16 protein-coding genes are annotated in these 25,469 nt (G+C 63.5%); 5 read left to right on the top strand and 11 right to left on the bottom strand.

All coding sequences use genetic code 11. The features are described from left to right. Positions 1–4: 4 nt before the first annotated feature. From LZ016_RS04000 to LZ016_RS03970, 7 genes are all read right to left on the bottom strand, one after another. Positions 5–2,908 carry a TonB-dependent receptor gene (locus LZ016_RS04000; protein ID WP_241446007.1) on the bottom strand — a complete coding sequence of 968 codons (2,904 nt, stop codon included), beginning with the start codon at positions 2,906–2,908 and terminating at the stop codon, positions 5–7. Between the two features lie 98 nt (positions 2,909–3,006). Continuing rightward, the gene (locus tag LZ016_RS03995; protein ID WP_241446005.1) at positions 3,007–4,053 is read right to left on the bottom strand and encodes a LacI family DNA-binding transcriptional regulator; all 1,047 of its coding nucleotides are present in this window, start codon (positions 4,051–4,053) and stop codon (positions 3,007–3,009) included. 61 nt (positions 4,054–4,114) lie between these two features. Further along, positions 4,115–6,628 carry a CehA/McbA family metallohydrolase gene (locus LZ016_RS15635; protein WP_241446004.1) on the bottom strand — a complete coding sequence of 838 codons (2,514 nt, stop codon included), beginning with the start codon at positions 6,626–6,628 and terminating at the stop codon, positions 4,115–4,117. A gap of 5 nt (positions 6,629–6,633) precedes the next feature. Further along, positions 6,634–8,205: an aldehyde dehydrogenase family protein gene (locus LZ016_RS03985; protein ID WP_241446003.1), complete on the bottom strand. Its 1,572-nt coding sequence runs from the start codon at positions 8,203–8,205 to the stop codon at positions 6,634–6,636. Next, complete coding sequence (locus tag LZ016_RS03980) at positions 8,202–9,404, bottom strand: DmpA family aminopeptidase (protein ID WP_241446002.1); 1,203 nt, start codon at positions 9,402–9,404, stop codon at positions 8,202–8,204. The genes LZ016_RS03985 and LZ016_RS03980 overlap by 4 nt, the downstream gene beginning before the upstream one ends. Next, positions 9,401–11,482 carry an oxidoreductase gene (locus LZ016_RS03975; RefSeq protein ID WP_241446001.1) on the bottom strand — a complete coding sequence of 694 codons (2,082 nt, stop codon included), beginning with the start codon at positions 11,480–11,482 and terminating at the stop codon, positions 9,401–9,403. Before LZ016_RS03975 ends, LZ016_RS03980 begins: the two co-directional genes overlap by 4 nt. Beyond that, positions 11,479–12,807, bottom strand: a complete 1,329-nt coding sequence (locus LZ016_RS03970) for an aspartate aminotransferase family protein (protein WP_241446000.1) — start codon at positions 12,805–12,807, stop codon at positions 11,479–11,481. The genes LZ016_RS03975 and LZ016_RS03970 overlap by 4 nt, the downstream gene beginning before the upstream one ends. Positions 12,808–12,850: 43 nt before the next feature. Here LZ016_RS03970 and LZ016_RS03965 point away from each other — a divergent pair, with 43 nt between their 5' ends. After that, a complete protein-coding gene (locus LZ016_RS03965; protein WP_241445999.1) occupies positions 12,851–15,259 on the top strand; it encodes a M16 family metallopeptidase in 2,409 nt (802 codons plus the stop codon). Here the strand turns inward: LZ016_RS03965 and LZ016_RS03960 are convergent. Next, positions 15,249–16,772 (bottom strand): alkaline phosphatase family protein, encoded by a 1,524-nt coding sequence (locus tag LZ016_RS03960; protein ID WP_241445997.1) that lies wholly within the window; start codon positions 16,770–16,772, stop codon positions 15,249–15,251. The two genes, LZ016_RS03965 and LZ016_RS03960, sit on opposite strands and share 11 nt — an antisense overlap. A 102-nt stretch (positions 16,773–16,874) precedes the next feature. Here LZ016_RS03960 and LZ016_RS03955 point away from each other — a divergent pair, with 102 nt between their 5' ends. Then, positions 16,875–17,861: a lysylphosphatidylglycerol synthase transmembrane domain-containing protein gene (locus LZ016_RS03955; protein ID WP_241445995.1), complete on the top strand. Its 987-nt coding sequence runs from the start codon at positions 16,875–16,877 to the stop codon at positions 17,859–17,861. Here the strand turns inward: LZ016_RS03955 and LZ016_RS03950 are convergent. Next, positions 17,779–18,711 (bottom strand): aldo/keto reductase, encoded by a 933-nt coding sequence (locus LZ016_RS03950; protein WP_241445994.1) that lies wholly within the window; start codon positions 18,709–18,711, stop codon positions 17,779–17,781. The genes LZ016_RS03955 and LZ016_RS03950 overlap by 83 nt on opposite strands. A 170-nt stretch (positions 18,712–18,881) precedes the next feature. Between LZ016_RS03950 and LZ016_RS03945 the strand changes: the two genes are divergently transcribed. Then, positions 18,882–20,402: an NAD(P)/FAD-dependent oxidoreductase gene (locus LZ016_RS03945; RefSeq protein ID WP_241445993.1), complete on the top strand. Its 1,521-nt coding sequence runs from the start codon at positions 18,882–18,884 to the stop codon at positions 20,400–20,402. Continuing rightward, on the top strand, positions 20,399–21,439 hold the full coding sequence (locus LZ016_RS03940) for a glycosyltransferase family 2 protein (RefSeq protein ID WP_241445992.1): 1,041 nt from the start codon (positions 20,399–20,401) through the stop codon (positions 21,437–21,439). The genes LZ016_RS03945 and LZ016_RS03940 overlap by 4 nt, the downstream gene beginning before the upstream one ends. On the opposite strand, the gene LZ016_RS03935 is transcribed toward LZ016_RS03940, so the two are convergent. Then, a complete protein-coding gene (locus LZ016_RS03935; protein WP_241445991.1) occupies positions 21,346–22,797 on the bottom strand; it encodes a hypothetical protein in 1,452 nt (483 codons plus the stop codon). The two genes, LZ016_RS03940 and LZ016_RS03935, sit on opposite strands and share 94 nt — an antisense overlap. Positions 22,798–22,843: 46 nt before the next feature. On the opposite strand from LZ016_RS03935, the gene argH reads away from it, so the two are divergent. Continuing rightward, entirely contained in the window at positions 22,844–24,241 is a 1,398-nt protein-coding gene (argH, locus tag LZ016_RS03930) for an argininosuccinate lyase (RefSeq protein WP_241445990.1), read from the top strand. On the opposite strand, the gene LZ016_RS03925 is transcribed toward argH, so the two are convergent. Next, positions 24,230–25,459: an argininosuccinate synthase gene (locus tag LZ016_RS03925; protein ID WP_241445989.1), complete on the bottom strand. Its 1,230-nt coding sequence runs from the start codon at positions 25,457–25,459 to the stop codon at positions 24,230–24,232. The genes argH and LZ016_RS03925 overlap by 12 nt on opposite strands. Between the last annotated feature and the right edge of the window lie 10 nt (positions 25,460–25,469).

The following is a 25,469-nucleotide window of genomic DNA, read 5'->3' as shown; positions in this document are numbered from 1 at the left end:
ACGCCTAGAACTTGTAGTTGAAGCCGAGCAGGTACTGACGGCCGTACTTCTCGTACGTCTCGATGAACGTGCCGCCATTTGCCGTGGTCGGACCGCCCTGATCGAGGCCGATGCGGGTCCGGTACGGCGAGTTCGTCAGGTTGTAGACCTGGAACAACACGCCGAAGCCCTTCAGGTCGCTCGTTTCCGCAAAGTCATACCCAACCTGGGCATCGACCTGCTTGTCCGCGAGGATCTGGGTGAAGCCGCGGTTCGTGAAGAGCTGGACCACCTCACCCTTGAACGGAGAGCGGTAGCGATAGCTGATGCGCGCCTGGAAGCCGTACTTCTCGTAATATCCGGTCAGGTTGTAGACCGTCCCGGAAAGGCCCGGGATCCGGACATCCTCACCCGAATTGTCGGTCGGATTCAGGTTAGACTTGGTTTTCGAATAGCTTCCGAGAACGCCGAAGCCGTCGAGGAAGCTGGCCAACCTCTTCAACTCGAGCGCGCCGCTGAGCTCGAAGCCCCACAGCTTCCCGCCCGGCCCATTGTCCGGCATCGTGATGGTGCCGATCGGGCTAACGACCACATCGTCGGGGATGTTCGACGCCGTCGACGGCGGCGGGAACGCGCTGAAGTCGAACGGCAGCACACGGGTGTAAATGTAGTTGTCGAGCTTCTTGTAGAACGCGGCGACCGCGATGTAGCTCGCCGGCCCGATGTACCATTCGTAGCTGACGTCGAGTGCTTTGGCACGCCAAGGCTGCAGGTTCGGATTGCCGCCACTTCCCGACCAGGGGTGAACCTCCTGACCCGGGGCGCAAGGGGGGCTGCCTCCGCAAACCTGGTCGTTGAAGCCAGGCGTCAGGTTGGCGCGCATCTCGTCCATACGCGGACGCGCAAGGACCTTCGACGCGGCAAAGCGCAAGCGATGCCCGCCGCCAAAGTCGTAATAGGCGTTCAGGCTGGGCAGCCAATCCCAATAACTGTCGCCCTCGGTGACTTCGGTAATCGTCGGCGGCTGATCGATGAAGTTGATTCGCTGACCAGTCGATTCCTGCTTCTGGTGAACGCCTTGCAGGCCGATGTTCCCGTGCAGGCCACCGAACGCGAACTGAGCACGCGCCTTCAACGTGAGGACGTCTTCCTTAATCTTCCACGCCTTGTCGAAGTGCGCGGAATCCTCGGTCGGTGTGAAGTCGTAGTAACGATCCATCACGTCCGGGACATCGTAAGCGAGGACATTGCCGAAGCCGGCGAACCCAAGGGAGGTCGCGTCGCGAACGAAGTCGGGATCGACCAGCGTCTGCAGGCGGCCGTTTTTCAGGTTCATGTCGAACTCGTCGACGTGCTTGCGCTTGTCACGGCTCGTCCAGTTGAAGCCGACGTCGATCGCCTCGATAGCGCTTGCAACCGGTTGGTAGCGAACACCCTCGTCGATCGCGAAGATTTCTTCCTTCACGTGCGGCGACTTCGTGAGGCCGTCGTGGCCCCAGCCGCCCCAAGGCGCGCGGTCGCCCAGCGAGACCTGGTTCGCATCGCCGTAGTTCAGGCCCTCATCGTACTGGAGGAAGCCGTTGCCAGTGAGATCCCAGCTGATCGAATCGAATGCGCGGTTTGCATCCTCGGTGGCGCCCGTAGCGCAGCAGCCGTAGCCCGCGTACGTCTCGGTCACGCTCTCCACGCGCTTGTTGCGCGAGTAGCTGAGGTCGCTGATGAGCGAGAGCTCGTCCGTAAACTTGTACTCGTTGTTCAGGCCCGCCGAAAACAGCCAGTCGTCGCGCTTGTTGTAGTCGTTGCGGATGATCGGGGTGACGTTGTTCGCCGTGCCGGTGACGGCGACTTCCGTGCCGTCGCGGTCTTCCGTCACTACGTTCGTGAATGTCTGCTCGCCGAGCCAGACGTTGGAGAACCACTGCGCGCCGCGCATGGTCTCGCGCTGCTTGAACCGCGAGTAGTAGAGGTCGACAATCGTGTGGACCTTATCGCTCGGCTCCCACTCGATGATGCCGATGCCGGCAAGGCGCTTGTTGGTGCGCGAAGTCGCGAAGATCTCCTGACCGGTCAGGAATGTCGCATCCTGCGCGCCCGCCGGAGAGATCTGCTGCTCCGGTCCGCAACAGAACGTCTCGTAGTTATAGGCTTTGGTGTGGCGGTTGCTGGAGGGCGAATCCAGGTAAGCCACGCCTAGAGCAATGCCGAGTTCAGGCGTGATCTTGCTGATGTAGCTCGCCGAGGCGCGACCGCCCCAGTCCTTTACGTCATCGTTGAGCTTGCCACCGCCGTTCAGCTCTCCACGGACGTTCACTGCAAACGTGGTCTTTTTGAACGTCAGCGGACGCACGGTGCGCAGGTCGGCGGTGCCCGAGAGGCCGAAGCCCGCAATGTTCGCGTCCGGCGTCTTGTAGATGACGACGCTGGAGAGGAGCTCTGACGGATACTGGTCGAACTCGACGGCGCGGTTGTCGCCGGAGCTCGCCTGCTGGCGTCCGTTGAGCAGCGTCGTCGTGAAGTCGGGCGCAAGGCCGCGAATGGAGATGGACTGCGCACGTCCGTTCACGCGCTGCGCGGCAAGGCCCGGCAGGCGCGCGATGGATTCGGCGATCGAGATGTCGGGAAGCTTGCCGATGTCTTCGGCGGACACCGCCTCCACGATACCCTGCTCGCGCCGCTTCGTGTCGATCGAGCTCTGCAGGCCGCGGCGAATGCCGGTGACGACGATCTCTCCGGCGCCCGGTTGATCGGCTACATCGGCATCACCCGGCGTCGGAGCAGTATCGGCGTCCTGCTGAGCGGCTGCGGCCTGCTGCGCAGCGGTATCGGCCGGCTGCGTATCCTGAGCGAAGGCTGTGCCGGACGTTGCGAATAGAATCGACGTACCAGCCAGCAATAAGGCGCGGCGGCCCCTCAACGACGCGTTCAACAAACCGTCTCTCCCCTGTTCAGCCTGCTCGCACGCGAACGGGCTCCGCCCCCACCCCTCATGGAAGCGCTTCCATTGCGTGCGTCAAACGATTTAAGGAGTCAAGCGACGTGACGGTGAGATTTTGGCGGCGCCGTCGATTCCCGCACGATGAGCTCGTGAGGCAACGTTTCGTAAGGCGCGACTTCGTCGAAAGCGGCGTCAACCAGGATGTGAACGACGCGCTCGGCGATGTCCTTGATCGGCTGCCGGATCGTCGTCAGCGGCGGCCAGATGATGTCCGACATCGGCGTGTCGTCGAAACCCATCACTGAGATATCGCCAGGAATATCGAGATGAGCACGATGGATGGCCAGCATGGCACCAGCAGCCATGTCGTCGTTGGCGCAGGCGAGAGCTGTCACCTGTCCCGTCTCCTGCAGGAGCCGCTCAGCCGCCTCGACTCCCGATTTGAAGGTAAAGTCGCCCGAAGCGGACCACGGCTCTTCTTCGATGCCGGACTGGCGGAGCGCGTCGACAAATCCGTCGTAACGGAGCGCTGCGGCCAGATGGTCCGGGGGCCCCTTCACGAAGCCGATCCGCCGATGACCCAGCGACAGAAGATATTCTCCCATCGCCCTTCCACCCGCGCATTCGTCGATGCCGGCGCCGGCGACCACGCTTCGGGCATGCTCGCCCGCCGAAACGGCGACTACTCGGACGCCAGCGCTTTTCACGTCCTCCAGGAGCTGCACGTCGTCGGACAAGGGCGGAGGGAGCACGATACCCGCCGGACGCTCGCGTTCGATAAAAGACGAAAGCAAGCGAGCCCTGTTGGCGTTGGCCGGATCGACCGCCCTGGTAATGAGGTCGTAGCCGAGCGCCGAGCAAGCGCGAAGCGCTCCAAGCTCAAGGCCGGAATGATAGTAGCTGTTCGGCTCGCGGTCGGGATCGTGAGAATGGATGAGCAGGATCGTTCGGTTTATGCCGCTCGCTAGAGCCCGGGCCTGCGGATTGACCGAATAGCCTAGGGCTTCGACGGCCCGGCGAACCTTCTCTCGGGTCTCTGGCCGCACGTTCTGCTCGTTGTTGAGCACCCGCGAGACGGTGACTCGAGCGACTCCGGCGGCCTCGGCGACATCGTCGATCGTGAAGTTGCGTTTGCTCACGCGCGCAAGGTGACAAGCGGTTTTGAGTCTCGCAACAACAACGCGATTTACTCGACGACATTCAGCGCATGCTTGCGAACTGCTCGCGCGCATTCCGCAGGTACTCAATCGTCGTGTCGCGCTCGCGCGCGGTCCTGAAGTCGGTGCGGCCGCTTGCATTGGCGATAACGCGGTCCAGCCATGCAACGAAATAACCAGCGTCGGCGGAGTTGCGGGGATGCTCTCCCGGAAGGTCGAAATAGATCGGGCTCGTCGTAGCGTAGGGATAGAGATCCAGGACCTGCGGATCCGATCCGTCATTCCATGCGCGGAGCACCAGCCAGCCGTCGTTATCGACCTGGAGAACGCCTTTCGCGTCGAGGTTTTGCCGTTTCCCCTTCAGCTTGAAGGACTTCACGACGCGACCGTTCTGCACAAGCTCAAGATGGTCGACGCCGACGGGTGAACGCAGTGCCACGCGGTAGTGAACCTTGCCTGTGCCGTTCCGCGCGATGGTATCGCCCGGATGCCTGCCCTCCACTTCCAACCCGAGCAGCGGGCCATTGCTAGCGAAGGTTCGCCCTGCCTTCAGCGCGTTCTTGGCCGCGGCCGGGCTAAGGTCTCCGCCGGTGTCGAGGAAGACGCGGTTCATCCCCACGGGCCCGCGCAACGAAGCATAGTTCGCCATCGCATCCGTCCCTGCTCCTGCGGGCAGGCGGAAGCCGAGGTTCAGCAGCCGGTACCAGATGGCCGCGGTCGACTTGTGATCGGAGAAGCCGACGACCTCGATATAGTCGACCTTTCCGTTCACGACGTCGGCCGGAAACTCGTTCGAAAGCGTCGTTTCCCTGGCTGGATCGATGATCCAGTCGAATGGATGTACATAGCCCACCAGCCCGCCTTGGGCATGCGCGAGGTCGGCGACCACGCCATTAAAGGGATAAGGGCTCGCCAGCGGCGTGTGCTGGTATGCCGAGAAGTCCGGCGTAATCACATGATCGGACAGGTGCAGGAGCCCCAGGTGCCCCCAATAGCTCGTGTGGAATTCCTGCGAGTGCATGATCAGCGTGTCGGGCCCGCTCGCCGGGTCGGGATCGCCGCGGAAGTAAGCGATGTCGGGAACCCGTTCCTCCTTATTGACGATCAGATTGTAGACGACGTTGAGGTCCTCGGCCTGCGCCTGCTTCGCCAGGTTCTCCGGCGTGTTCCGGTACGTCCCGCCGTAGTTCATGTGGACGTGCAGGTCGGCGCTCCGCCAGGTCCCGAACGAAGCCGGCAGATCGTTGAGCTGCAGGCTGACGGGCACGGTTTTTTCCGTGCTCGGGGCCAGCTTCACGGTCTGCCGCCAGGGCAAGTGGCGAAAGCCTCGCTGCACCCAGATTTTCGCGTCGCCGGCGGGCGCTTCGACTGTACACGTAGACGGGCAGTGGAAGTAGTGAGTCTCGGCAAATTGGAGCGTCCGGTCGTATCCATCGTCCGCATGCATCCACGCGGACGCAGGCGCCGTCGCCCTCCCATCGCTGCCGAGAACTGAAACTCTTGCCGGCACGCTGCGGCCGCGCTCGTCGCGAATGTCGATCGTCAGCCTTGCGCGAGTGCCCTTGTACCGCCGGGTCTTGACGACGATCTGTGTCGTCGCACCGCCGATGAAGTCACGAACGGCGAGGCTCGTATTGCCGCCCTCGTTGCTGATGAAGGCCACGCGCTCGCCATCCGGCGACCATCGCGCCCCGGAACGATCGAACTCACCGAACGTCAGCGGAAGTGGCGCGGCGCCTTCCGGCGTCGTTAGGCAGAGCTGGCGCCATTGCCGCCCATGATAGCTCGCGAACAGGACCTGCTTCCCGTCCGGCGACGTCTCCGGGCGCGCGCTCCAGCTCGTCTCCTCGCTTAGAACTTTCCGGCGATCGCTCGGGTCATCGACGGCAACCGACCAGAGGTCTCCCGTGCCCCAGGCGACCTCGTTGTTCGTCACGTAAAGGATGCGCTTCCCGTCGGGAGTCCACGACGGGTTCAGCACGTGATCGAATTTCGAATAATAGTAGCGGCCGATCTTGCTCTGGCGCTCGCCGAGCAGGCGGCGGGCGTTGCGCAAGCCTTCCGTCGCGACGTCGGCAACAAACAGGTTAAAGTGCCCGGTGCCTTGCGTCGAGATCCACGCGATGCGCTTGCCGTCAGGTGACAAACGCGGCTCGACGTTGACGGCCTTGCCGGTCGTAAGCTGTTGCTCCCGGCCACTTTCCAGATCCAAGCGCCAAAGCTCGATCCCGTATCCGTCGTACCGGCTGAAAAGGACGCTCCGCCCGTCAGGCGAAACATCGGGCTGGTAATCGTACGCACCCTGCGGGTGAGTCAGCTCGACCGCCTCGCCCAAGCCGATCGTCTGCCGCCAAAGCGATCCTTCCATGCTGTAGACCAGCGCCTCGCCGTCCGGCGTGAAGCTCAGGCTCGATGGTCCACTAGTGAGCTGCGGGATGTAAAGCTCGCGCCAATAATATGTGTGCGGTAGGTCGACCTGCTTCAGGACCGGCTCGCGCTCAGCGTGCGCCGCTGTGGCTGCACCGAGCAATGCGACAAGAACGAGCCAAAAGCGCACCGGCTTCACAGTGTGCCGAACAAGGTGTGGCTCTGCTCGCGCATGAACTGCGGGACGTACCAGCTGCCAAGCCCGCCCTTCCCGGTCGTTCCCGAGCCCTTCCATCCGCAAAAGGTCTGGAAGCCGGGCCAGGCGCCCGTCGTCGCTCCGCTCGCGCGGTTGGCATAGAGCACGCCGGCCTCGATCGTGTTGAGGAAGAGTCCGAGTTCCTGCTCGTCCTGCGTGTAGACACCCGCGGTCAGTCCGAAGGCGCTCCGGTTCGAGTCCGCGATTGCCTCCTCCAGGTCTTCGAAAGGCAGCAAGCTCAGGAAGGGGGTGAAGAGCTCGTCTCGATTGATACGATGACCGCTCGGGAGTCCGGAAACGATCGTCGGCTCGACGTAGGGCCCGCCGTCGAACAGGCCGCCTTCGAGGCGCTCGCCGCCTAACAGAACGGTCCCGTGCGTGTCCGCCTCACGCGCTGCCCGCGTCAGCCGTTCCTGGGCCTCATCATTGATGACCGGCCCCATGAAGACTTCCTGCCGGCGAGGATCGCCCACGACAAGCTTGTTGGTGGTACCGATCAGCGCGCCGACGAAGTCGTCGAAGATGGATCGGTCGACATAGGCCTTAGACGCCGCACTGCACTTCTGTCCGGACAAGCCGAACGCGGAGCGGGCAACGCCCAGAGCCGCAACGTTGAGATCCGCGGTCGCGGTGATGAAGGCGGGGTTCTTGCCGCCCATCTCCGCGAGGACCGGTCGGGTCGCGGTTGACGCCGCCGCACGGCGCAGGATGGTCATGCCGACCGCATTCGAGCCCGTGAACGCGAAGCCGTCGACCCGCGGATGCTTGGCCAGCAATTCGCCCGTCTCACGGCCGCCTTGGACGAGGTTGAGAACGCCGTCCGGAAGTCCACCATCTACGAGCGCCTCGACGACTAGCCGTCCGGTCAGTCCCGCTGCGTCGCTCGGCTTGAAGACCGCTGTGTTGCCCGCCACCAGCGCCGCTGACATCATTCCGACCGACAAGGCGACGGGGAAGTTGAACGGCGCGATCACTCCGAAGACGCCGTAGGGCCGAAGCACAACGCTGCATTTCTCCGCCGCTGAGGCGCCGGGTCGCTCCTCGCGGAAGCCATCCGTGCGCTCCATCTCGTCGCAATAGTGCCGTACTAGATCGATCGCTTCCTCGACCTCTCCGACCGCCTCGAGCCGCGACTTTCCAACTTCGATCAAGCACGCGACCGACAAGTCCCACTTGCGCTCTTCGAGCACGTCCGCTCCGGATCGAAGGATGGCGATGCGCCGTTGCCAGCCCATGGCGCGCCACGACGGATAGGCCGAACGCGCGGCTTCTACCGCCTCGTCCACGATGGCGCCGTCGGCTTGCGGGAAGTCGCCGAGGATGACGCTATAGTCGATCGGACTTCGCGCGGTGACCACATGGCCCTCTGGACGATCCAGCCCGCCGATCAGTCCAGGCCGAATATTGCCGAAGAGGCGCGCCTCGGCATCCGGAATGATCTCGTCGAGGAAAGCATGAACGCCGGAAAAATCCTCGCCGGTGTTGGAATAAGTAACGCGCGGCAGGTTCATTTGCGGGCCTCTAGCCGGTTGTAGCTCTTCAGAATGGTGCGGAGCTCGTCGTGCGGGATGCCGAAGTATCGTGCTCCGTTCGCGCCGGTCATCGTGCGGGCAGCGACGAGCGCGTTGACGATCGCTTCCTCTGTCGCCTGCACAGTTGCTTCTAACAATGGATCGATGTTCGCGTTCGCGACGGGCATGACCGCGTCCGGCTTCTGCTGGTCTTCATGGTTCACTTCAGCCGGCGCAGTCGAGAAGCTGACGATCAGATCGCCCGAACCGTTGCCCGAGTAGGAACCGAGCCGCGCCAAACCCATGGCAGCGCGCTTGGCCACGCGGTCGAGCTGCTTCGGCATCAGCGGGGCATCGGTGCCAACCACGATGATGATCGACCCTTCGTCAGGCGACGGCAGGCCTCTCGATCCGTCAGCGGTGCAAGCGGGCAGATCGCCAGGCTTCGCCGCGAGCTTCGGATCGAAGCAGGGAAGCCAGCGCTTCGCTAGCGCTGCGCCGACGGGCGCGCCAGCGATCCGCAGTACCTTCCGATCGCCCGTATTGCATTGGACAAGCACGCCGAGAGTGTAGCTTCGATCGGCCAGGGACACGACACGCGACGCAGTGCCGATGCCGCCCTTGAAGCCGAAGCAGACCATGCCGGTCCCGCCGCCGACGTTTCCTTCCTCCACGGAACCCGAGCGAGCCGTGTCCAGAGCCGCAATTGCCGTGTCGGCAGTAACGTGAAAGCCTTCGAGATCGTTGAGATAGCCGCTCCAGGTCTCGGCGACGACCGGCCAGGTCGCGCTTGAGAAATGCTTGGCGCTCCATTGCTGGATACCGGCATAGACCTGCCCGACGCCGTTCGTGTCGGTAATGCCGATCGGTCCCTGCACGATGCCGAAGTCGTCGAGATAGGCGCGGCCCGTCATCTCGCCATTGCCGTTGAGGTTGAAGAAGCCACCGTAAACGGGGCGCGGATCGGCATGACCGCGCGGGAATACGACGGTCACACCAGTGCGCACCGGCCCCACGCCGAACTTCAGCGGCCCCTCGCCATCAATCAGCGTCTTTTGGCCGACCTCCACACCGCGCACGTCCGTGATCGCGTTCAGCGGTCCGGGCGAACCTTCGAACGGAACGCCGAGGTCGCGTGCTCGCGCATCCGCTTGGTTCGCCGCGACGACCATCGCGAGGAGCGCGAGCGCAAGCCTCATAGATCGACTTTCAGGCGTCCGGACTCGATCCTCGGCAGCTCGCGAGGAATGAGAAGCTCGGGCTCCTCGTCGAGGCCCCTGGCCCACTTATGCCCCGTATAGACGGCCTGCTGGATCGTGCTCGGCGCCCAGCAATCGCCGATGCGCGTGAGCGAGGCGATGCCGGCATCGGTCCACCGGTCGCGGGTGCCTTCGAGGTCGAGGTACAGTGCCTCAACGGGCAGCCGCGCCGTGAGCGTGACCAACGACGCACACAGCAACTCGCTCGCCTCACCGGTCAGGCCGCTCACGAGCACGACTTTCGCGCCATCGAAGCTGACCACGCTCGCGTACGTCACGACATCGATCCCGAGGCGCGCGATCCGTTTCGCGATCGGCACGGCCTCCAGGGTGTTCACCGTCCAGGCTGAGACCATCGCGGCGGGCGTGACGATCGTCACGTCCAAACCCGCGGCCCGGCAGCGCTCAGCAAGCACGCCGCCCATGTAATAATGATCGTCGTCCCAGATGATGACGGGGCCAGCCGACGGAACGCGCTCGCTCATCAGGTCGTCGGGCGTGAAGACATTCTGAAGGTCGAAGCCCGGCACTTCGAAGCCTGAATCCCGGCCTATGCCGTCGCGCCGCCACGTGGAGCCCGTCGCAAGAGCGACATGCCGCGCTCCGAATTCCAGCACATGTTCGGCCTCCAGCGTGCTGTCGCGATAGATCGAGACATTGGCCATCCGCTCGAGCTGACCCACGCGCCAGTCGCGCACACGCGCCCACTCCGAAAGGCCCGGCAAGCGGCTCTCGCGCGTGACCCGACCGCCGAGGTCGGAACCCGCCTCGGCGAGGTGCACCTCGAATCCGCGCCGGGCGGCGGCGAGCGCTGCTTCCAGCCCGGCAGGACCCGCGCCCACGACCAGCACCGAACCCTCGGACTTTTTCGGCGGGATGATCTCCGGGTGCCAGCCCCTTCGCCACTCCTCGCCCATCGTCGGGTTCTGCGTGCAGCGCAGGTTGGTCGACGTGTAGTCGCTCGACACGCACATGTTGCAGCCGATGCATTCGCGGATCTCGTCGACCCGCCCTTCCTCGATCTTCTTCGGAAGGAAAGGATCGGCGATCGAGGGCCGCGCGGCGCCAATGAAGTCGAGAATGCCGCGCCTGATCTGCGAGACCATGGTGTCTGGCGAAGTGAAGCGGCCTACGCCGACCACGGGCTTGGTCGTCAGCGACTTCACGAAGCTCGTGTACTGCTCCTGGAAGCCCTCCTTGGCGAAGCGGGACGTCTGGCTGTCGTTAGGCCAGTTCGAGATGTTGACGTCCCACAGATCGGGCAACTCGGCGAGCATGGCGATCACGTCGCGCGCCTCGCCATCGTGGGTCAGACCGATGTCGCCGATCAGCTCATCTGCGGCGATGCGAACGGCGACGGCGCATTTGTCGCCCACGGCCTCCTTCGTATCCTCGATCAGCTCTCGCAGCAGTCGCGCCCTGTTCTCCAGGCTGCCGCCATATTCGTCGATGCGATCGTTCTTGCGCCGCTCGAGAAACTGCTGCGCGATCGACAGATCGTGCGTCGCATAAACGTAGACGATGTCGAAGCCCGCCTTCTTCGACCGGATCGCCGCGTCGCGGTGCCATTTGCGCAGGTCGCGAATGTCCTGCTTGTCCATCCGCCGAGCCTGGACCGGCGAGTAATAGATGATCGGGCGGTGCGAAGGCGCCATGGGCGCGAGTCGGGTTCCCCAATTCGCCGCCGAGCCGCCGTGGTGCATGATCTCGATCGCCGCGAGCGCTCCATATTCGTGCACGGCGTCGGCCATGATCGCCATCGCCGGAATGTCGCGGTCGTCCCACAGGCGCCCCTCGTGGAACGGCTCGCAGTCGCCGGTCGGATGAATCTCCGTTTCCTCGGTCGCGACGACGGCCCAGCCGCCCTCCGCCTTGATCCCGCGCAGGCGCGCGAGGGTCTCCGGCTGCGTCCATCCGATGCCGGTGCAGTGGGGGACCTGGTAGAAGCGGTTGCGCGCCGTGACCGGACCGATGCGGACGGGTTCGAACAGGATGTCGTAGCGTGGATCGCGAGTCATGAGGGCAGTATCGAATCCAGGGTTTTGGCGAGCAGGTCGACGATCAGTTCGAGTTCGCCGTCGGTGACGTGGTAGGGCGGCGCGAGCAGGATGTGGTCACCGCTGCGGCCGTCGATCGTGCCTCCGCCCGGATAGATCAGCAGCCCGCGTTCGAATGCGTCCTCCTTAGCGCGCTGATGCAGCGCGAGTGCGGGATCGAACGGCGCCTTAGTCGCGCGATCCTTCACGAGTTCGATGGCCCGCAAAAGACCCACACCGCGTATGTCGCCCACGTTGGGATGGTTGGCGAAGCGAGCTTCAAGCAGGTTGCTCAATTGCTCACCCGCCTCACAAACCCGCTTGAGAAGCCGATCGCGCCGTATGACGCGCTGGACTGCAAGCCCTGCCGCGCACCCAACGGGGTGGGCATTGTACGTCTGGCCGTGCTTCAACGCCCCCGAACCGCTCGCAACCGCGTCATAGACCTCGCTCGTGCACATGACCGCCCCGATGGGCTGGTAACCGGCACCAAGGCCCTTTCCGAGCGTGAGAATATCGGGAACGACCCCATATTGTTCGCAGGCCAGGAAGGTGCCCGTTCGCCCACTTCCGCACATGACTTCGTCGAGGATGAGGAGAACGCCATGGCGATCGCAAGTCTCGCGGACTTGCCGGAGATAATCGCCGGCCGGCGGAACGGCGCCGGCGGTAGCTCCCACGATCGTCTCGGCCAGAAAGGCAATCACCGTATCCGGGCCAAGCCGAACGATCTCGTCATCGAGGGCCTGCGCAGCACGGCGACCGTAAGCCTCAGCAGTCTCGCCCGGCTCCGCGAAGCGATATTCGAAGCACGTATCGATCTCCGGCACCTCGATCAGCAGCGGCTCGTAAGGCGCGCGCCGCCAGACGCTTCCGCCGGCGGCGAGCGCACCGAGCGTATTGCCGTGATAGCTCTGCCGACGCGTGATGACGCGGCTTCTGCCGATGTCTCCGCGCTCCAGATGGTATTGGCGAGCAAGCTTCAGCGCTGCCTCGATCGCCTCCGAGCCGCTGCCCGTAAACCAGACCCGTTCGAGCCCCGGCGACATCTCCGCCATCGTATCCGCAAGCTCTTCGGCTGCTTCGGACGTGAAGAAACCGGTGTGAACATATTCGAGCTTGGCGACCTGCTCCGCCACTGCCGCTGCGATCTCCGGGTGCGCATGCCCGAGGCACGAGACCGCCGCTCCGCCGCACGCATCGACATACCGACGGCCTTCGGCATCGAAGAGGTAAATGCCTTCGCCGTGAGTGGCGATTGGGGGGCGCGCCGATGTGAAGCGGTGAAAAACGTGCGCCGAGGTCATTACGCTAGACTAACGTCCGTAGCTTCGGCTTCAATGCCGCCCGATGAAGTCGCTACGGTTCTTCTTTCTCGCGTTCGCCGTCGCCTGTGCAGCCCCGGCCTCCGCCAAGCTCGATCTCAACAGGGCCTCCGTCAGCCATCTGCCGAACGGCCTCACGGTCATTATGCTCGAAGATCACAGCTTTCCGGTGGTCAGCGTGCAAGTTCTCTACAAGAGCGGTTCCGCGGCCGAGGTGACCGGCAAGACGGGCCTCGCTCATTTCCTTGAACATCTGGCGTTTCGAGGCAGCGCCAACTTCCCGCGGGGACGCGCGACGGAGCTCATCTACGACGCGGGCGGCGAATGGCACGGCTATACGGCCATGGACCAAACGACCTACTTCGCGACCATGCCGCGCGATGGGCTGGAACTGCTCCTGAGAATCGAGGCCGACCGCATGGCACGAACGGTGATCGACCCAGGCTCGATTACTGCGGAAAAAGGCGCGGTCGTCACGGAGCTTCACAGCTACGAGAACGATCCAATGTCGGTGCTCCAGGACGCCGTCGCCCGAACCGCGATCCAGTCACATCCCTACGGAAGCCCGATGGCCGGATACGTGAGCGATGTGGAGCAGCTCACGATCGATGATGCGCGTAGTTATTACGCGAGCCATTACGCGCCGGGGAACGCGGTTCTCGCCATCGCCGGCGACTTCGATCTCGCGCAGGCCAAGGCACTAGTGGAGCGAACCTTCGCAAACGTGCCCGCAAGAGCCGTCGCCGCGCCGCACTTCACGGCGGAACTGCGTCAGCGCGGCGAGAGGCGAACCCAGCTCACCGGGCCCGTCGACCGGCAGTATTTCCAGATCGCATTCCCCTCGCCCGCCGCGTCAAGCGGTGACTTCCCCGCGTTTCTCCTCGTTCAGCAATTGTTTTCCGGGACTCCGGGCCTCAACCCCCGGCAGAGCGGCTGGTCCGCGAGCCCGGCGGCCGAAGGGTCCCTCCTTGCCGGTATCACCGAAGACATCGGCGCCTGGCTGCCCGCGACGCACGACCCGTTTCTGTACATGCTCAGCGGCACGATCGCAGCGCAAGCGGATCAGGCAACGGTCGAGCGACAGATACAAAGCAAGATCGCTGACCTTCGCGATCGACCGATTTCAACGACGCAGCTTCAGCAAGCAAAAACGCACCTCGCCAAGACGCTGAGCGAGGATATCCTCACGACCGAGGATGCGGCGCACCAGCTCGCTTATTTCGAAGGGATCGGTGCACTGGATGTGCTGCTTGGCCTCCCGGCATCCATAGCAAAGGTCAGTGCGAAAGACGTTCAGCGCGTCGCCCGAACCTATCTCGCGCCCGAAAAGCGGACGGTCGCATGGATGGTCCCCGGCCCCCAGCCCGAAGCTACGCTCGGCGTGGCGAACCAGAAGTCTGCAGAGAATCGCCAAGGCTCACATCCGCCCGCGACGCAGGCGGCAGCGCCGGAGATGAGGCGCCTTTCGGGAGGGCTATCTGCCATCGTCCAGCATAGTCCACTCTCCGACACGGTTTCGGTCGAGCTTCTACTATCGGCGCCTGTGAAGAACGGAAGGAGACCTGGTGACTTGCCGGGACTCGGTCTCGTTCTCCGCTCGGGGGACCCGGCCGCGTTGGGCGACCTGGTGAAGCGGACGCTCGCGGCGCTGCGCGAAGGTCCGGCGGGCCCGGCCGAACCGAGCAGCGATCCCGAGACCCGGCTTCAACAGATCATCGAGGCGCAAATGATCACGGGCGCCGCCGTTCCCCCACAACCGATCGCGGTCGTCGTGGCCGGCAGTGTCGATCCTTCTAAGACCTTTGCCATGCTTGAGAAGGAACTTGGCACGACGCCTGCAGCCAAGGTGCCCGCCGACCATGCCGCACCACGCGGCCAGGGCGTCCGGGAGAAGATTGCCAAACCCCTTGCGCAAGGAGGCCTCGGGTATGTCGTCGAAGGCCCGGCACCCGGCACCCGTGAAGCGCTGGCGTGGCGAATGCTGCTCTACGTCCTGACGCACGATTACTCCGGCAGGCTGGGGAGGTCCGCTATCACCGAGAAGGGGCTCGTCTATCACATCTACAGCGCGCTGGGGACCGATGGACGGCGAACCTGGGTGGCGATCTCGACCGGCGTCGACCCGGACAAGGCAGATGCGATGGAAAGCGAGCTCAAGGCGCAACTCGCGAAGCTGATCAGCGAGCCGCCAACGCAGGCGGAGGTCGATGCCGCCCGCGCTCACCTGCTCGGCCGTGATGTGTCCGCAGCCCAGAGCAATGACGAACTCGCCGACAAGCTCATCCGCAATTTCGTCGCGACAGAAGGGCTAGTGTCTCACGAGCAGTTGCGCGCAAGTCTCGACAGCATCACGCCCGCCGATCTTGCCGCCGCGGCGCGATCTTTCACGAAGGGTGCGATCATTCGCGTGGATGTCCAGAACGCTAAGCACTAAACGGCGCGAGGTAGCTTTCCGCGACCGGACCGAGTTCCGCGATGTCCCGCACGCGTTCGACTTCATCCAGGAAAGCCCTCCCGCCCGTAGCGACGAGGAACGCGGAATCATTGTGATTGCCGCCCCGTCCGGTCGCGAGGAACACTTCGATCTCCCCAATGTCGTGTGAACCCACCCCGCTGACCGGCGCATCCGGGGCCCATTCAAGGATTAGATCGGGAAGGAAACGTCGCCGAGATCCCGGCAGTTCGTCGTCGACGACACTGATCCGGCGGATCAACGGCTCGCCCGTCGCAGTGACCTTGATCGCGCCCAGCCGCGCGCACAGCCAATCCACATAGTCCGCGAGATCGGCGCTTCCCGGCTCGAAATAGCCCGGTGCTTCCCTGCCCTTCACGCTCAGACGAATAAGCCCCTCGCCTCCGCTCAATATCGGGAAGGACGGGGTACGGCTCCAATAGCGACCGCCCGTCAGCGATCGATTGACCACCCAGTCCTGCACATCTTCGCCGAGGAGGCTTGCCGCACGATATTGCAGCGTCGGGGGAAGAGCCGCCCGGAGGAAGGCCATCGTGTTCAGCGCCGACGACCTGGTCGAGCCACTGGTTGCCTGCCCCAGGTAAAGCCGGTTCAGCCGGTTCAGGATTTCACCGAGGAAATGGTCCTGAGCGCGGTTGGGCTCCATTCCGTGAAGCGAGAACAGGAGTACGGACGTCTCGGCATCCTGTTCGCGAAGCGCCGCGAGCACCCGCCCCAGTTGACGATCGGTCTCGCGGTAGACTTCGAGCATCGCATCCGGCGCAGCGTCAGAGGCGAATTCGCCTTCGACGGGCCAAAGGTTGTGACCCGCGCGATGCGCCTCGTACCAGCCGGTCACGAACAGGCTCCAAGGCCTTTGCATGAGGTAGATCGTGGCGTCCGCCTTGGCCCGAACCGCAGAGCTCAGGTGTTTCTGGATCGAGGCGCACTGCCTGGCCGTCTTCGCGACAGGCACTTCCGGGCCGATTGGTCGCTTTCCGAAGCGCCGCTGGATCTCGCGCAAGATTTCTGGATGTGAAGACTTGGCCGCGCCGGAGCTTTGGTACGACCAATTGGTGATCTGCAAGCACGGTGCGCGCTCGTCGTGAAGCGCGTGAGCGACGTCGAATGCGATCACCGGATGTCCCGCTCGCGTCACGCGATGCCAAAAGGGCTCACAATCGAACTGGTTCGACCATCGCGGGTCGGCGACACGCCGATAGTGCCGGGTTTCGCCGGACCATTGAAACGGGAAATACTGGCCGTGCTCGCCTGGCTGCACGCCGGTGGAGAACGTGGGCCAGACGCTTGCCGACAAATAGGTCGCTGACGATTTGAGGTCGCGGAGCATGCCCTCACTGAGCAGTGACGCGAGGGTTGGAAGGGCGTCGAGATTCTCTCGAATGAAGGGGAGGCTCACCGCATCGAGGCCCAGCATCAACAGCTTGGGGCTATTGGGCAACGCTGCTTGTCCGAAGTCAGACGTCACCCGCACAAGCCCCTGCTAGCCTCGCAACGAGCGAAAACTACTGCGATAGATACGCTTGCGCAAAGAATTCCGGGTAACGCGCTGTGTCATGTTGGAACCGGGGCCGCTGTGAAACTCGCGATCAAATGTCTGGTCACCGCTCTCTTGCTGTGGATCGCCTTCCGCACGGTCGACTTCCGTGGCGTCGCGGTTCTCCTTTCTGATCTCAACGTCGGCTGGGCGGCCGCCGCCCTCCTGCTGACGGGACTGCTGGTCGTCTCCGACGCCGTGCTGCTGGCGGGCATCCTGCGCACGTTCGGGCGTCGGCTGTCCGCCGGCTCGGCCCTGCTCTACAGCCTCGTCGGGTGGTTTTTCGCCAACCTGGCGCCATCGACGATCGGCGGCGACGTGTTCCGCGGCGTGCAACTGTCTCGCGTCGGCATGTCCGTCGGTGCCGCAGCGCGAGTGATCATCGCCCAGCGCGCATTGTCCTACGCCACGCTAGTGCTGGTCATGATGGCGGGATTCCCGATCGCGCTGCGACTGGCCGATAGGAAGCGCGAGACGATGCTCCTGTCGACGATCCTGCTCGCAGCGGTTGCGGCCTTCGCCGTCCTTCTCGTGCTCGTCCACCTTCCCTTGCGCGACTCCTGGCTCGAGAGATGGCCGTTATTCCGGAAGCTTGAGACTGCCTCCGAGGAGTTCCGGCGATTACTCGTTCCAAGTTCACGCAACGCGGTCAGCTGGGTCGCCGCTCTCGTTCAGCACCTGCTGCGCGTCGCAATACTCGCGTGTCTAGCCGTTGGGCTGAGCATCCCGATCTCGGTCGCCGCCCTCTTCGCGCTGACGCCCGCCGCGCTACTGGTCGCAATGGTCCCAGTATCCCTTGGCGGCTGGGGCATTCGCGAGCTCACCTTCGTCTACTTTTTGGCCATCGCGGGGGTCGGCGCGAAGGAGGCGTTGGCTCTATCGATCGTCTTCGGGCTGGTGCGCCTTGTCGTGGGCGCGATCGGAGGACTGACCTGGCTCGTGATCAACGAGGATCATCTTCGCGTACATGCTTCTTCAGATGAGCGAGCACCTGCTCAGAAAGAGGCGGCGCGAGAGCGGACCTGACGTTCTGACGCAAGTGCTCCGGATTGCCGGTGCCTGTCAGCACGACGTTCAATCCTGAGTGATGGCGGCAATAGCGATAGGCCAGATCCGCCAGATCGAATGCACCGGCTTCGGCGATCTCCCTTGTGAAGGTCTCGATGTGGCGCGCCTTGCGCCTGAAAAGGCCGCGAAGCGCGAACATCCCTACCGTGCCCATGTCGGCTTTCGCTGCAGCGGGTATGACATGCTCGCCGGCACTTGCATTGCGAAAGTTGAAGCCAACCATCACGACATCGAGATTGGCGTCCGTCACCGCTGCCTCCAGCATCCGGTGCTTCGGATCTTTCAGGAACGCCTCGGTAATGCCGATGGCTTGGACCTTCCCCTCTTCCCTTAGACGCAGGAGCTCAGGCAAGATGCGCTCGGCTACCAAAGCGTACTGCCTGGGAGAAACGGCGTGCAGGTACAGGACGTCGACCCGATCGGTCTTCAACGAACGGAGAGTCCGTTCGACCCTCTTTCTCAAGGTTGCGGCCGAGCAGACCAATCCGGACCGCCGCGCCGTCCATGAGGAAAGGCGCTGCGCCGATTTGCCACTGGCGAAGGGAGGATCGATCCCAAGATGCACTTTGGTCGCGAGGAGGATGCCCTGGCGCCGTCCGGCGAGCCCCTCAACCAGCAGCTCGTCCACGCCTCCAGCAAGTCCGGCACCGTCGAAGTGAGTGATGCCGAGATCGAGCGCCGTGCGGATGAGCCTCACCGCATCGGACTTGGTGCCGCCCTTCGCCAGGCCGAAGCGGCCGCTGCTTCCGCCACCCAGTCCGATGACGCTGGAGATCAGCTGGGATCGGCCAAGGCGAACGGTGTCCATCCACTCGAATTTCAGTCATTTGCATTCGGAGTTCAACAACGGCTGGTAACATGCGATAATCCCGGCCGATCGCCGGCATCGTCTCGAAGCGGGACGCTCGATTTAGAGCAGCAGTCATTCCCCGGTATTCAGGATACTTGCCGGCCGATCGAAACTCGGTGCGGACGTGAATGACAGACAGTGAAGAGCAAGTCTCAGTCGCGTGGGATGCTCCGACTGAACGGCCAGAAGGCTCGTCCGGCTCCGTCGTAATCATCGGCGGCGGCCCCGCTGGGCTCACTGCGGCCTACGAGCTCGGAAAGCTCAACCCCGCGCTCAAGGTCACCGTCCTCGAGGGAAGCAACCAGGTCGGGGGCATCGCCAGGACTGAGGAGTACAAGGGCTACCGCTTCGACATCGGCGGACACCGCTTCTTCACCAAGGTCAAGGAGGTCGACGATCTCTGGCATGAGGTTTGCGGCGAAGAGTTCCTCCTTCGCCCGCGCATGAGCCGCATCTACTACCGCAGCAAATTCTACGATTACCCGCTCCGCCCCTTCAACGCGCTGAGAACGATCGGCGCTTACGAGACCGTCCGGATCGCGCTCAGCTACGTGAAGTGGCAGGTCCGCCCGCATCCGATCGAAGAGAATTTCGAGCAGTGGGTGATGAACCGCTTCGGCGGCCGCCTCTTCCAGCACTTCTTCCGCACCTACACAGAGAAGGTCTGGGGCATTCCCTGCGCGGAAATCCGGGCGGACTGGGCGGAACAGCGGATCAAGAATCTGTCGCTGAAGAAAGCCGTGCTCAGCGCCTTCACCGCGAAGAACGACAGCACAAGCCTGATCGAAGAATTCCGCTATCCCCGCCTTGGTCCGGGCATGATGTGGGAGATGTTCCGCGATCGCATCGTCGAGCGCGGCCAGACGGTCCGGATGAACAGCGAGGTCGTCCGCATCCTGAACGACGGCAAGAAAGTAAGCGCGGTCGAGGTTCGGGAAAACGGTAAGGCACACCCATCGACCTGTGTCGTGGAGGGCAGCGAGTTCATCTCGTCAATGCCGCTTCGAGACCTCGTTCGAGCCATGGACCCATCTGCGCCGGAAAGCGTGAAGAAGGCAGCCGAGCATCTCAAATATCGCGATTTCCTGATCGTCGTCCTCATCCTCGATCACGCAGATCCGTTCGCCGACAATTGGATCTACGTTCACAGCCCCGAACAGCGCGTCGGACGGATCCAGAATTTCCGCGCATGGTCGCCCGACCTCGTTCCCGAGCCGGGCAAATCGAGCATCGGTATGGAATATTTCTGCGACACCGGCAGCGAGTTGTGGGATTCGGACGATGCCCACCTGATTGCTCTGGCGACAAAGGAATTGGAGGAACTAGGTCTGGCCCGCCCGGGATCGGTCGTCGATGGAACGGTGATCCGGCAGGAGAAGGCCTATCCGGTCTACGACCGAGACTATCGCGCGGCGCTCGCGGAAATCCGGGCCTGGATCGAAGGCTTCGAGAACCTCCAGGTCGTCGGCCGCAACGGAATGCATCGCTATAACAACCAGGACCATTCGATGCTGACGGCCATGCTCGCGGCACGGAACATTTTGGGCGAGAGCCACGACCTCTGGGACGTGAACGTGGAGCGTTCCTATCACGAGGAGTTCCAGGTCGGTGGGCAGCGCGGTGAGCCGGCTAAGGCGGAGCGCCAGTGAGCGCATCCCAGGGCAAGCTCGCCGTGGTCATTCCCGCATACAATGCGGCTTCGACCCTTTCGGACTGTCTGAACGCGCTGGCCAAGTCGAACCGGAAACCCGACGCAATTATCCTGTTCGACGATGGGTCGACCGACGACACGGCATCAATTGCACGCTCTGCCGGTGCGGTCGTAGTTGGGAATGGCGGTTCGCAACAGGGACCCGCGATCGGAAGGAATTACGCCGCTGGCCTGACCGAGGCCGACACTATCGTGTTTGTGGACGCAGATGTGGCAGTCCATCCGCAAGCGCTCGGAAGGCTCGAGGAACCGCTAGTCAGGACGGACGCCGTTGCCGCTTTCGGCTCCTACGATGATCATCCGAAATCGCGGCGCTTGTCAGCGCTCTACGCAAACCTCCGCCACCACTGGGTTCACCAGCAAGGCCGCACGGAAGCCTTCACCTTCTGGAGCGGTCTCGGCGCCATTAGGCGGGCAACCTTTCAAACGCATCGCGGATTCAACCCGATGTTCGAAGAACCGAGCATCGAAGACGTCGAGCTTGGCATCCGCATCGTCGAAGGAGGCGGCCGAATTGTGCTGGTAAAGGATGCGCTCGGCACGCACCACAAGGACTGGGGCCTAGGCCAGCTCTGGAAGACGGACATCTTCCGCCGCGCGATCCCATGGGCCCGCCTGATGCGCGACGGCCGCGGCAAGGCGAACGATCTCAACATTTCAAAGCGTGAGCGGGCCGCGGCGGTTTGTGCACACCTCGTCTGGGTGGCCGCGCTGTTCACGGCCTGGCGGCCCAGCCTATGGCCCTTCGTCCCTCTCGCAGCGGCCGCTTACATCGCCCTGAATTTCAGGTTTCTCGCTTTCCTGTTCAGGACCGCAGGTCTGCGAGCCGGCTTGGCAGACATTGCGTTGCACTGGTGCTATCACCTCTATGCCAGCGTGACCTACGCGCTGGTGACGGGCGGTCTGCTTCCATTCCAAACACGCAACAGGATGGCGCAAGCGAGCGCGGGCAGCACCCAGGCCACGCGTCCCTGATAGCGGTCGGTGACGGCAGACAGGATTCCGCAGACCGCCGCGTTCGCGAGTAGTCCGACGGCCACGACGCAGATCGCCGCCACCTCCTCTCTCGTCAGGCGTCGCCGGTAAGCAATCAGCGCCACAATGCTGGCCAGAAAGCTGGCGTAGATGAGGAAGAAGCCCGCAACCTTTAGTGCTGGCCGGTCAGGGCTCGCCTGTTCCAGCGTGGGGTCTTCGGCGCCAACAATCCGCCGCCCGAAAATCAGGCCCTGCGGACCGAATCGGAAAAGCTGCACGAACGTGTTCGTCACCGACCGCCGGATCTGCACACCCGGATATTCCATGGCTGCGGCGCGGACGATCATGCTCTCTTCCGCCCGGATGCGGTCCATCTGCTCCGGTGTTGCCCGATACCGGACGCCAGTCTTCGCCCACAGGAAGTCGCCGACATCGCGCGGAGGATTGCGCCCGAACAGCTCGCAGATCGCGTAATGCTGGGTCGCGCAATGGTCGCGCAGGTACCAGGCGCCGGGTCCGTCTGCGACCGACCGCGCAAGCTGGATCGGATAGCGCTTCGGAGCGAGGCTCAACTCGCCGAACGCCACGTAAGACGTCGCTAGCAAGGCAAGAACCGCTAGCACCAACGGGCCGGCTGCCCACGCGAACAGAGGCACTGACGTTTTGCGCCTTAGCCACAGATTGGCGGTCACGCCCGCCACCAGCACCGCGAACGTCAAAGGCAGGTGACTGCCGTGCACGGTGATGGAAAAGGCCGTTAGAAGCACGAGCAAGGCGCGCGCCAATTTGCTCAGGCGATCGAAGAAGACCGTCAATGCGAGAGCGCCGCAGATCGCCACGCCGGCGAAAATGTCGGGGACCGCGTAGGCCGCGTACCAGCCCGCCGAAGTCAGGAAGGCGATGGCCGCACCCGCCATGACGGCCACCGAGACGCTTAAGCCGGGTGCGATCAAGCGCCGAAAGCAGCCGATCATGGCCGTCACGGCAGCAGCCTGCGCGACCGCAAGAGCAACCAGGGTCATCCCGGGCGCACGTAACAAGTAGGTCGTGACGCTGTAGATGACCGACCGTGTCCCGCCCGCCTCGGCAACCGCGGTCGAAACGACGGCATGCGGATCGGGAGCAGCGCTCACCGCAGAAGCGCTCCCGAGAAGCGCCTGCCACCAGTGGCCCAGGATCAGAAACCCGGTGCTGAATCCAAAAGCTCCGCCGCGGAGATAGCTAGGGCTATCCTCGGAATAGAATGGCGCGCCATTAAGAAGCAGCGGCCACAGCATGAACAGCAGGGTGGCGGCGAAGATCGCGCCCTCCCCCCTCCAGGACCGAGTGCCGTCGCCGGATCCAGCTGGATGCCCCATTCGTGCATGGTTTGACCGCTGAGTTGAGCGGTGGCAACGCCCCTCTGTGTCCGACGATTCTTCCGCTCAGAAAACCTGGGGCGGCCGCTTCCGCGGCAAGGCCTCCAACCTGATGACGCGCATAAATGCCTCGATCACATTCGACAAGCGCCTGTGGCGGCAGGACATCGAGGCATCGAAGGCGCACGCGACGATGCTCCGCGATCAAGGGATCGTCGGTGCTGAGGATGCGGATGCGATCCTGAAGGGCCTCGAGGTCATCGCCGAGGAGTTCGAGCGTGACGGGGTTCCTGAGCGCTTAGAGCTTGAGGACATCCACATGACCGTCGAGCATCGACTGACCGAACTGATCGGTCCGGCGGCTGGGCGGTTGCACACCGCGCGCTCACGCAACGACCAAGTCGCGATAGACTTCCGCATGTGGGTACGGAGCGCCTGCGACGACGCAATTTCGAACGTCCGCGATCTTCAGCGGACCCTCGTAGAACTCGCGGACAAGCATGCCGAAACCGTCATGCCCGGCTTCACGCACCTGCAGGTCGCGCAGCCGGTGACGCTCGGTCACCACCTCCTGGCCTATTACGAGATGCTTCGCCGCGACCTGTCGCGCTTCAAAGACGCTCGCGACCGGATGAACGAGAGCCCACTTGGCAGCGCGGCCTTGGCGGGAACCGGATTCCCGCTCGATCGCGAGGGCACAGCTAAGGCTCTTGGGTTCGATCGGCCCACCGCGAACAGCCTCGACAGTGTCTCCGACCGCGACTTCGCACTCGATTACCTTTCTGCGGCCGCGCAGTGCAGCCTGCACTTGTCGCGCCTTGCGGAAGAGCTGATCATCTGGGCCAGCCCGCAGTTCGGCTTCCTCGAGCTAGCGGACGAGTTCTCGACCGGCTCATCGATCATGCCGCAGAAGCGCAATCCCGACGCGGCAGAGCTCGTGCGCGGACACAGCGGGCGCATCATGGGCTGCCTCACATCGCTAATGGTGACGATGAAGGGCCTTCCGCTCGCCTATTCGAAGGACATGCAGGACGACAAGGAGCCTGTCTTCGAGGCGGCCGACCTGCTCACGATCTCCCTTCAGGCGCTCGGCGGCATGGTCGAAACCTGCGAGTTCGTGACGGAGCGGATGCGGGCCGCGACCGAGCAAGGCTTCTCGACCGCCACCGATCTGGCGGACTGGCTCGTGCGCGAAGCCGGCGTCCCGTTTCGTGAGGCGCATCACATCACCGGTGCAGCGGTGAAGCTTGCCGAAGACCGTGGATGCGGGCTCGACCAGCTCCCGCTCGAAGCCCTGAAGAACATCGACCCGCGCATCGATGAGCGTGTGTTCGACGTGCTCAGCGTTGACGCATCCGTGCGCAGCCGCACCAGCTATGGCGGAACCGCTCCCGACCGTGTCCGGGAACAGGTCGCGAAGGCGAAGGCCGACCTAGGCCTTTAGCCGCCGCTCGCGCTGGCCAAGCGTCCGCAGCCGCAACGCGTTCAGCCGGATGAAGCCCGCCGCATCACGCTGGTCGTAATCGCCGGTGCCTTCCTCGAACGTCACGAGGTCTTGGTCGTAGATTGAATGGTCGCTCGTCCGGCCGATGACCGTCGCATTGCCCTTGTAGAGCTTCATCGTGACGCGGCCGGTGACATGCTCCTGGCTCTTGTCGATCGCCGACTGCAGCATCTCGCGCTCCGGCGAGAACCAGAAGCCGTTGTAGATGAGGCTCGCGTAGCGCGGCATCAACTCGTCCTTGAGATGCATCGCGCCGCCATCGACGGTGATGCTCTCGATGCCGCGATGCGCCGCAAGAAGGATCGTCCCGCCCGGCGTCTCATAGACACCGCGAGACTTCATGCCGACGAAGCGGTTCTCGACGAGGTCGAGGCGGCCAATGCCATTGTCGTGCCCAAGCTGGTTTAGGCGTTCTAACAGTGTCGCAGGCGATAGCTTCTCGCCATCAATCGCGACCGGATCGCCGCGCTCGAAATCGATCGTGATCGTCGTTGCCTTGTCCGGGGCATCCTCGGGCGAAATCGTCCGCTGGTGCACATATTCCGGCGCATCCACCGACGGATCCTCAAGCACCTTACCCTCCGAGGACGAGTGCAGGAGGTTCGCGTCGATCGAGAACGGCGCGTCGCCGCGCTTGTCCTTGGCGATCGGAATCTGGTGCTTCTCGGCGAAATCGATCAGCGCCTCCCGGCTCGCGAACTTCCACTCGCGCCACGGCGCCATCACGCGGATGTTAGGTTCCAACGCGTAGTAGCCGAGCTCGAAGCGCACCTGGTCGTTACCCTTGCCGGTCGCACCGTGGCAGACGGCGTCCGCGCCGACCTGCCGCGCAATCTCGATCTGCCGCTTGGCAATGAGCGGACGGGCGATCGACGTGCCGAGCAGATATTGCCCCTCATAGACCGTGTTGGCGCGGAACATCGGGAAGACGAAATCGCGAACGAACTCCTCGCGCAAATCGTCGATAAAGATATTCTCCGGCTTCACGCCCAGCATCTCGGCCTTTCGCCGCGCCGGCTCGACTTCCTCTCCCTGCCCGAGGTCAGCAGTGAAGGTCACGACCTCCGCGTCATATTCGGTCTGCAACCACTTCAGGATGATTGAGGTGTCGAGGCCGCCCGAATAGGCGAGCACCACCTTGAGCTTCTTGTTCGTCATTCTTCGTCCT

Origin of the sequence: Sphingomonas telluris (genome assembly GCF_022568775.1) — a bacterium.
Classification (GTDB): domain Bacteria; phylum Pseudomonadota; class Alphaproteobacteria; order Sphingomonadales; family Sphingomonadaceae; genus Sphingomicrobium; species Sphingomicrobium telluris.
This window is presented reverse-complemented; position numbering and strand designations above follow the sequence as displayed.

Coding starts and splice junctions, on each gene's coding strand:
- LZ016_RS03935 (WP_241445991.1), bottom strand. CDS start 22,797: ATGGGGCATCCAGCTGGATCCGGCGACGGCACTCGGTCCTGGAGGGGG.
- LZ016_RS03950 (WP_241445994.1), bottom strand. CDS start 18,711: ATGGACACCGTTCGCCTTGGCCGATCCCAGCTGATCTCCAGCGTCATC.
- LZ016_RS03975 (WP_241446001.1), bottom strand. CDS start 11,482: ATGACTCGCGATCCACGCTACGACATCCTGTTCGAACCCGTCCGCATC.
- LZ016_RS03970 (WP_241446000.1), bottom strand. CDS start 12,807: ATGACCTCGGCGCACGTTTTTCACCGCTTCACATCGGCGCGCCCCCCA.
- LZ016_RS03925 (WP_241445989.1), bottom strand. CDS start 25,459: ATGACGAACAAGAAGCTCAAGGTGGTGCTCGCCTATTCGGGCGGCCTC.
- LZ016_RS03965 (WP_241445999.1), top strand. CDS start 12,851: ATGAAGTCGCTACGGTTCTTCTTTCTCGCGTTCGCCGTCGCCTGTGCA.
- LZ016_RS03985 (WP_241446003.1), bottom strand. CDS start 8,205: ATGAACCTGCCGCGCGTTACTTATTCCAACACCGGCGAGGATTTTTCC.
- LZ016_RS03980 (WP_241446002.1), bottom strand. CDS start 9,404: ATGAGGCTTGCGCTCGCGCTCCTCGCGATGGTCGTCGCGGCGAACCAA.
- LZ016_RS03945 (WP_241445993.1), top strand. CDS start 18,882: ATGACAGACAGTGAAGAGCAAGTCTCAGTCGCGTGGGATGCTCCGACT.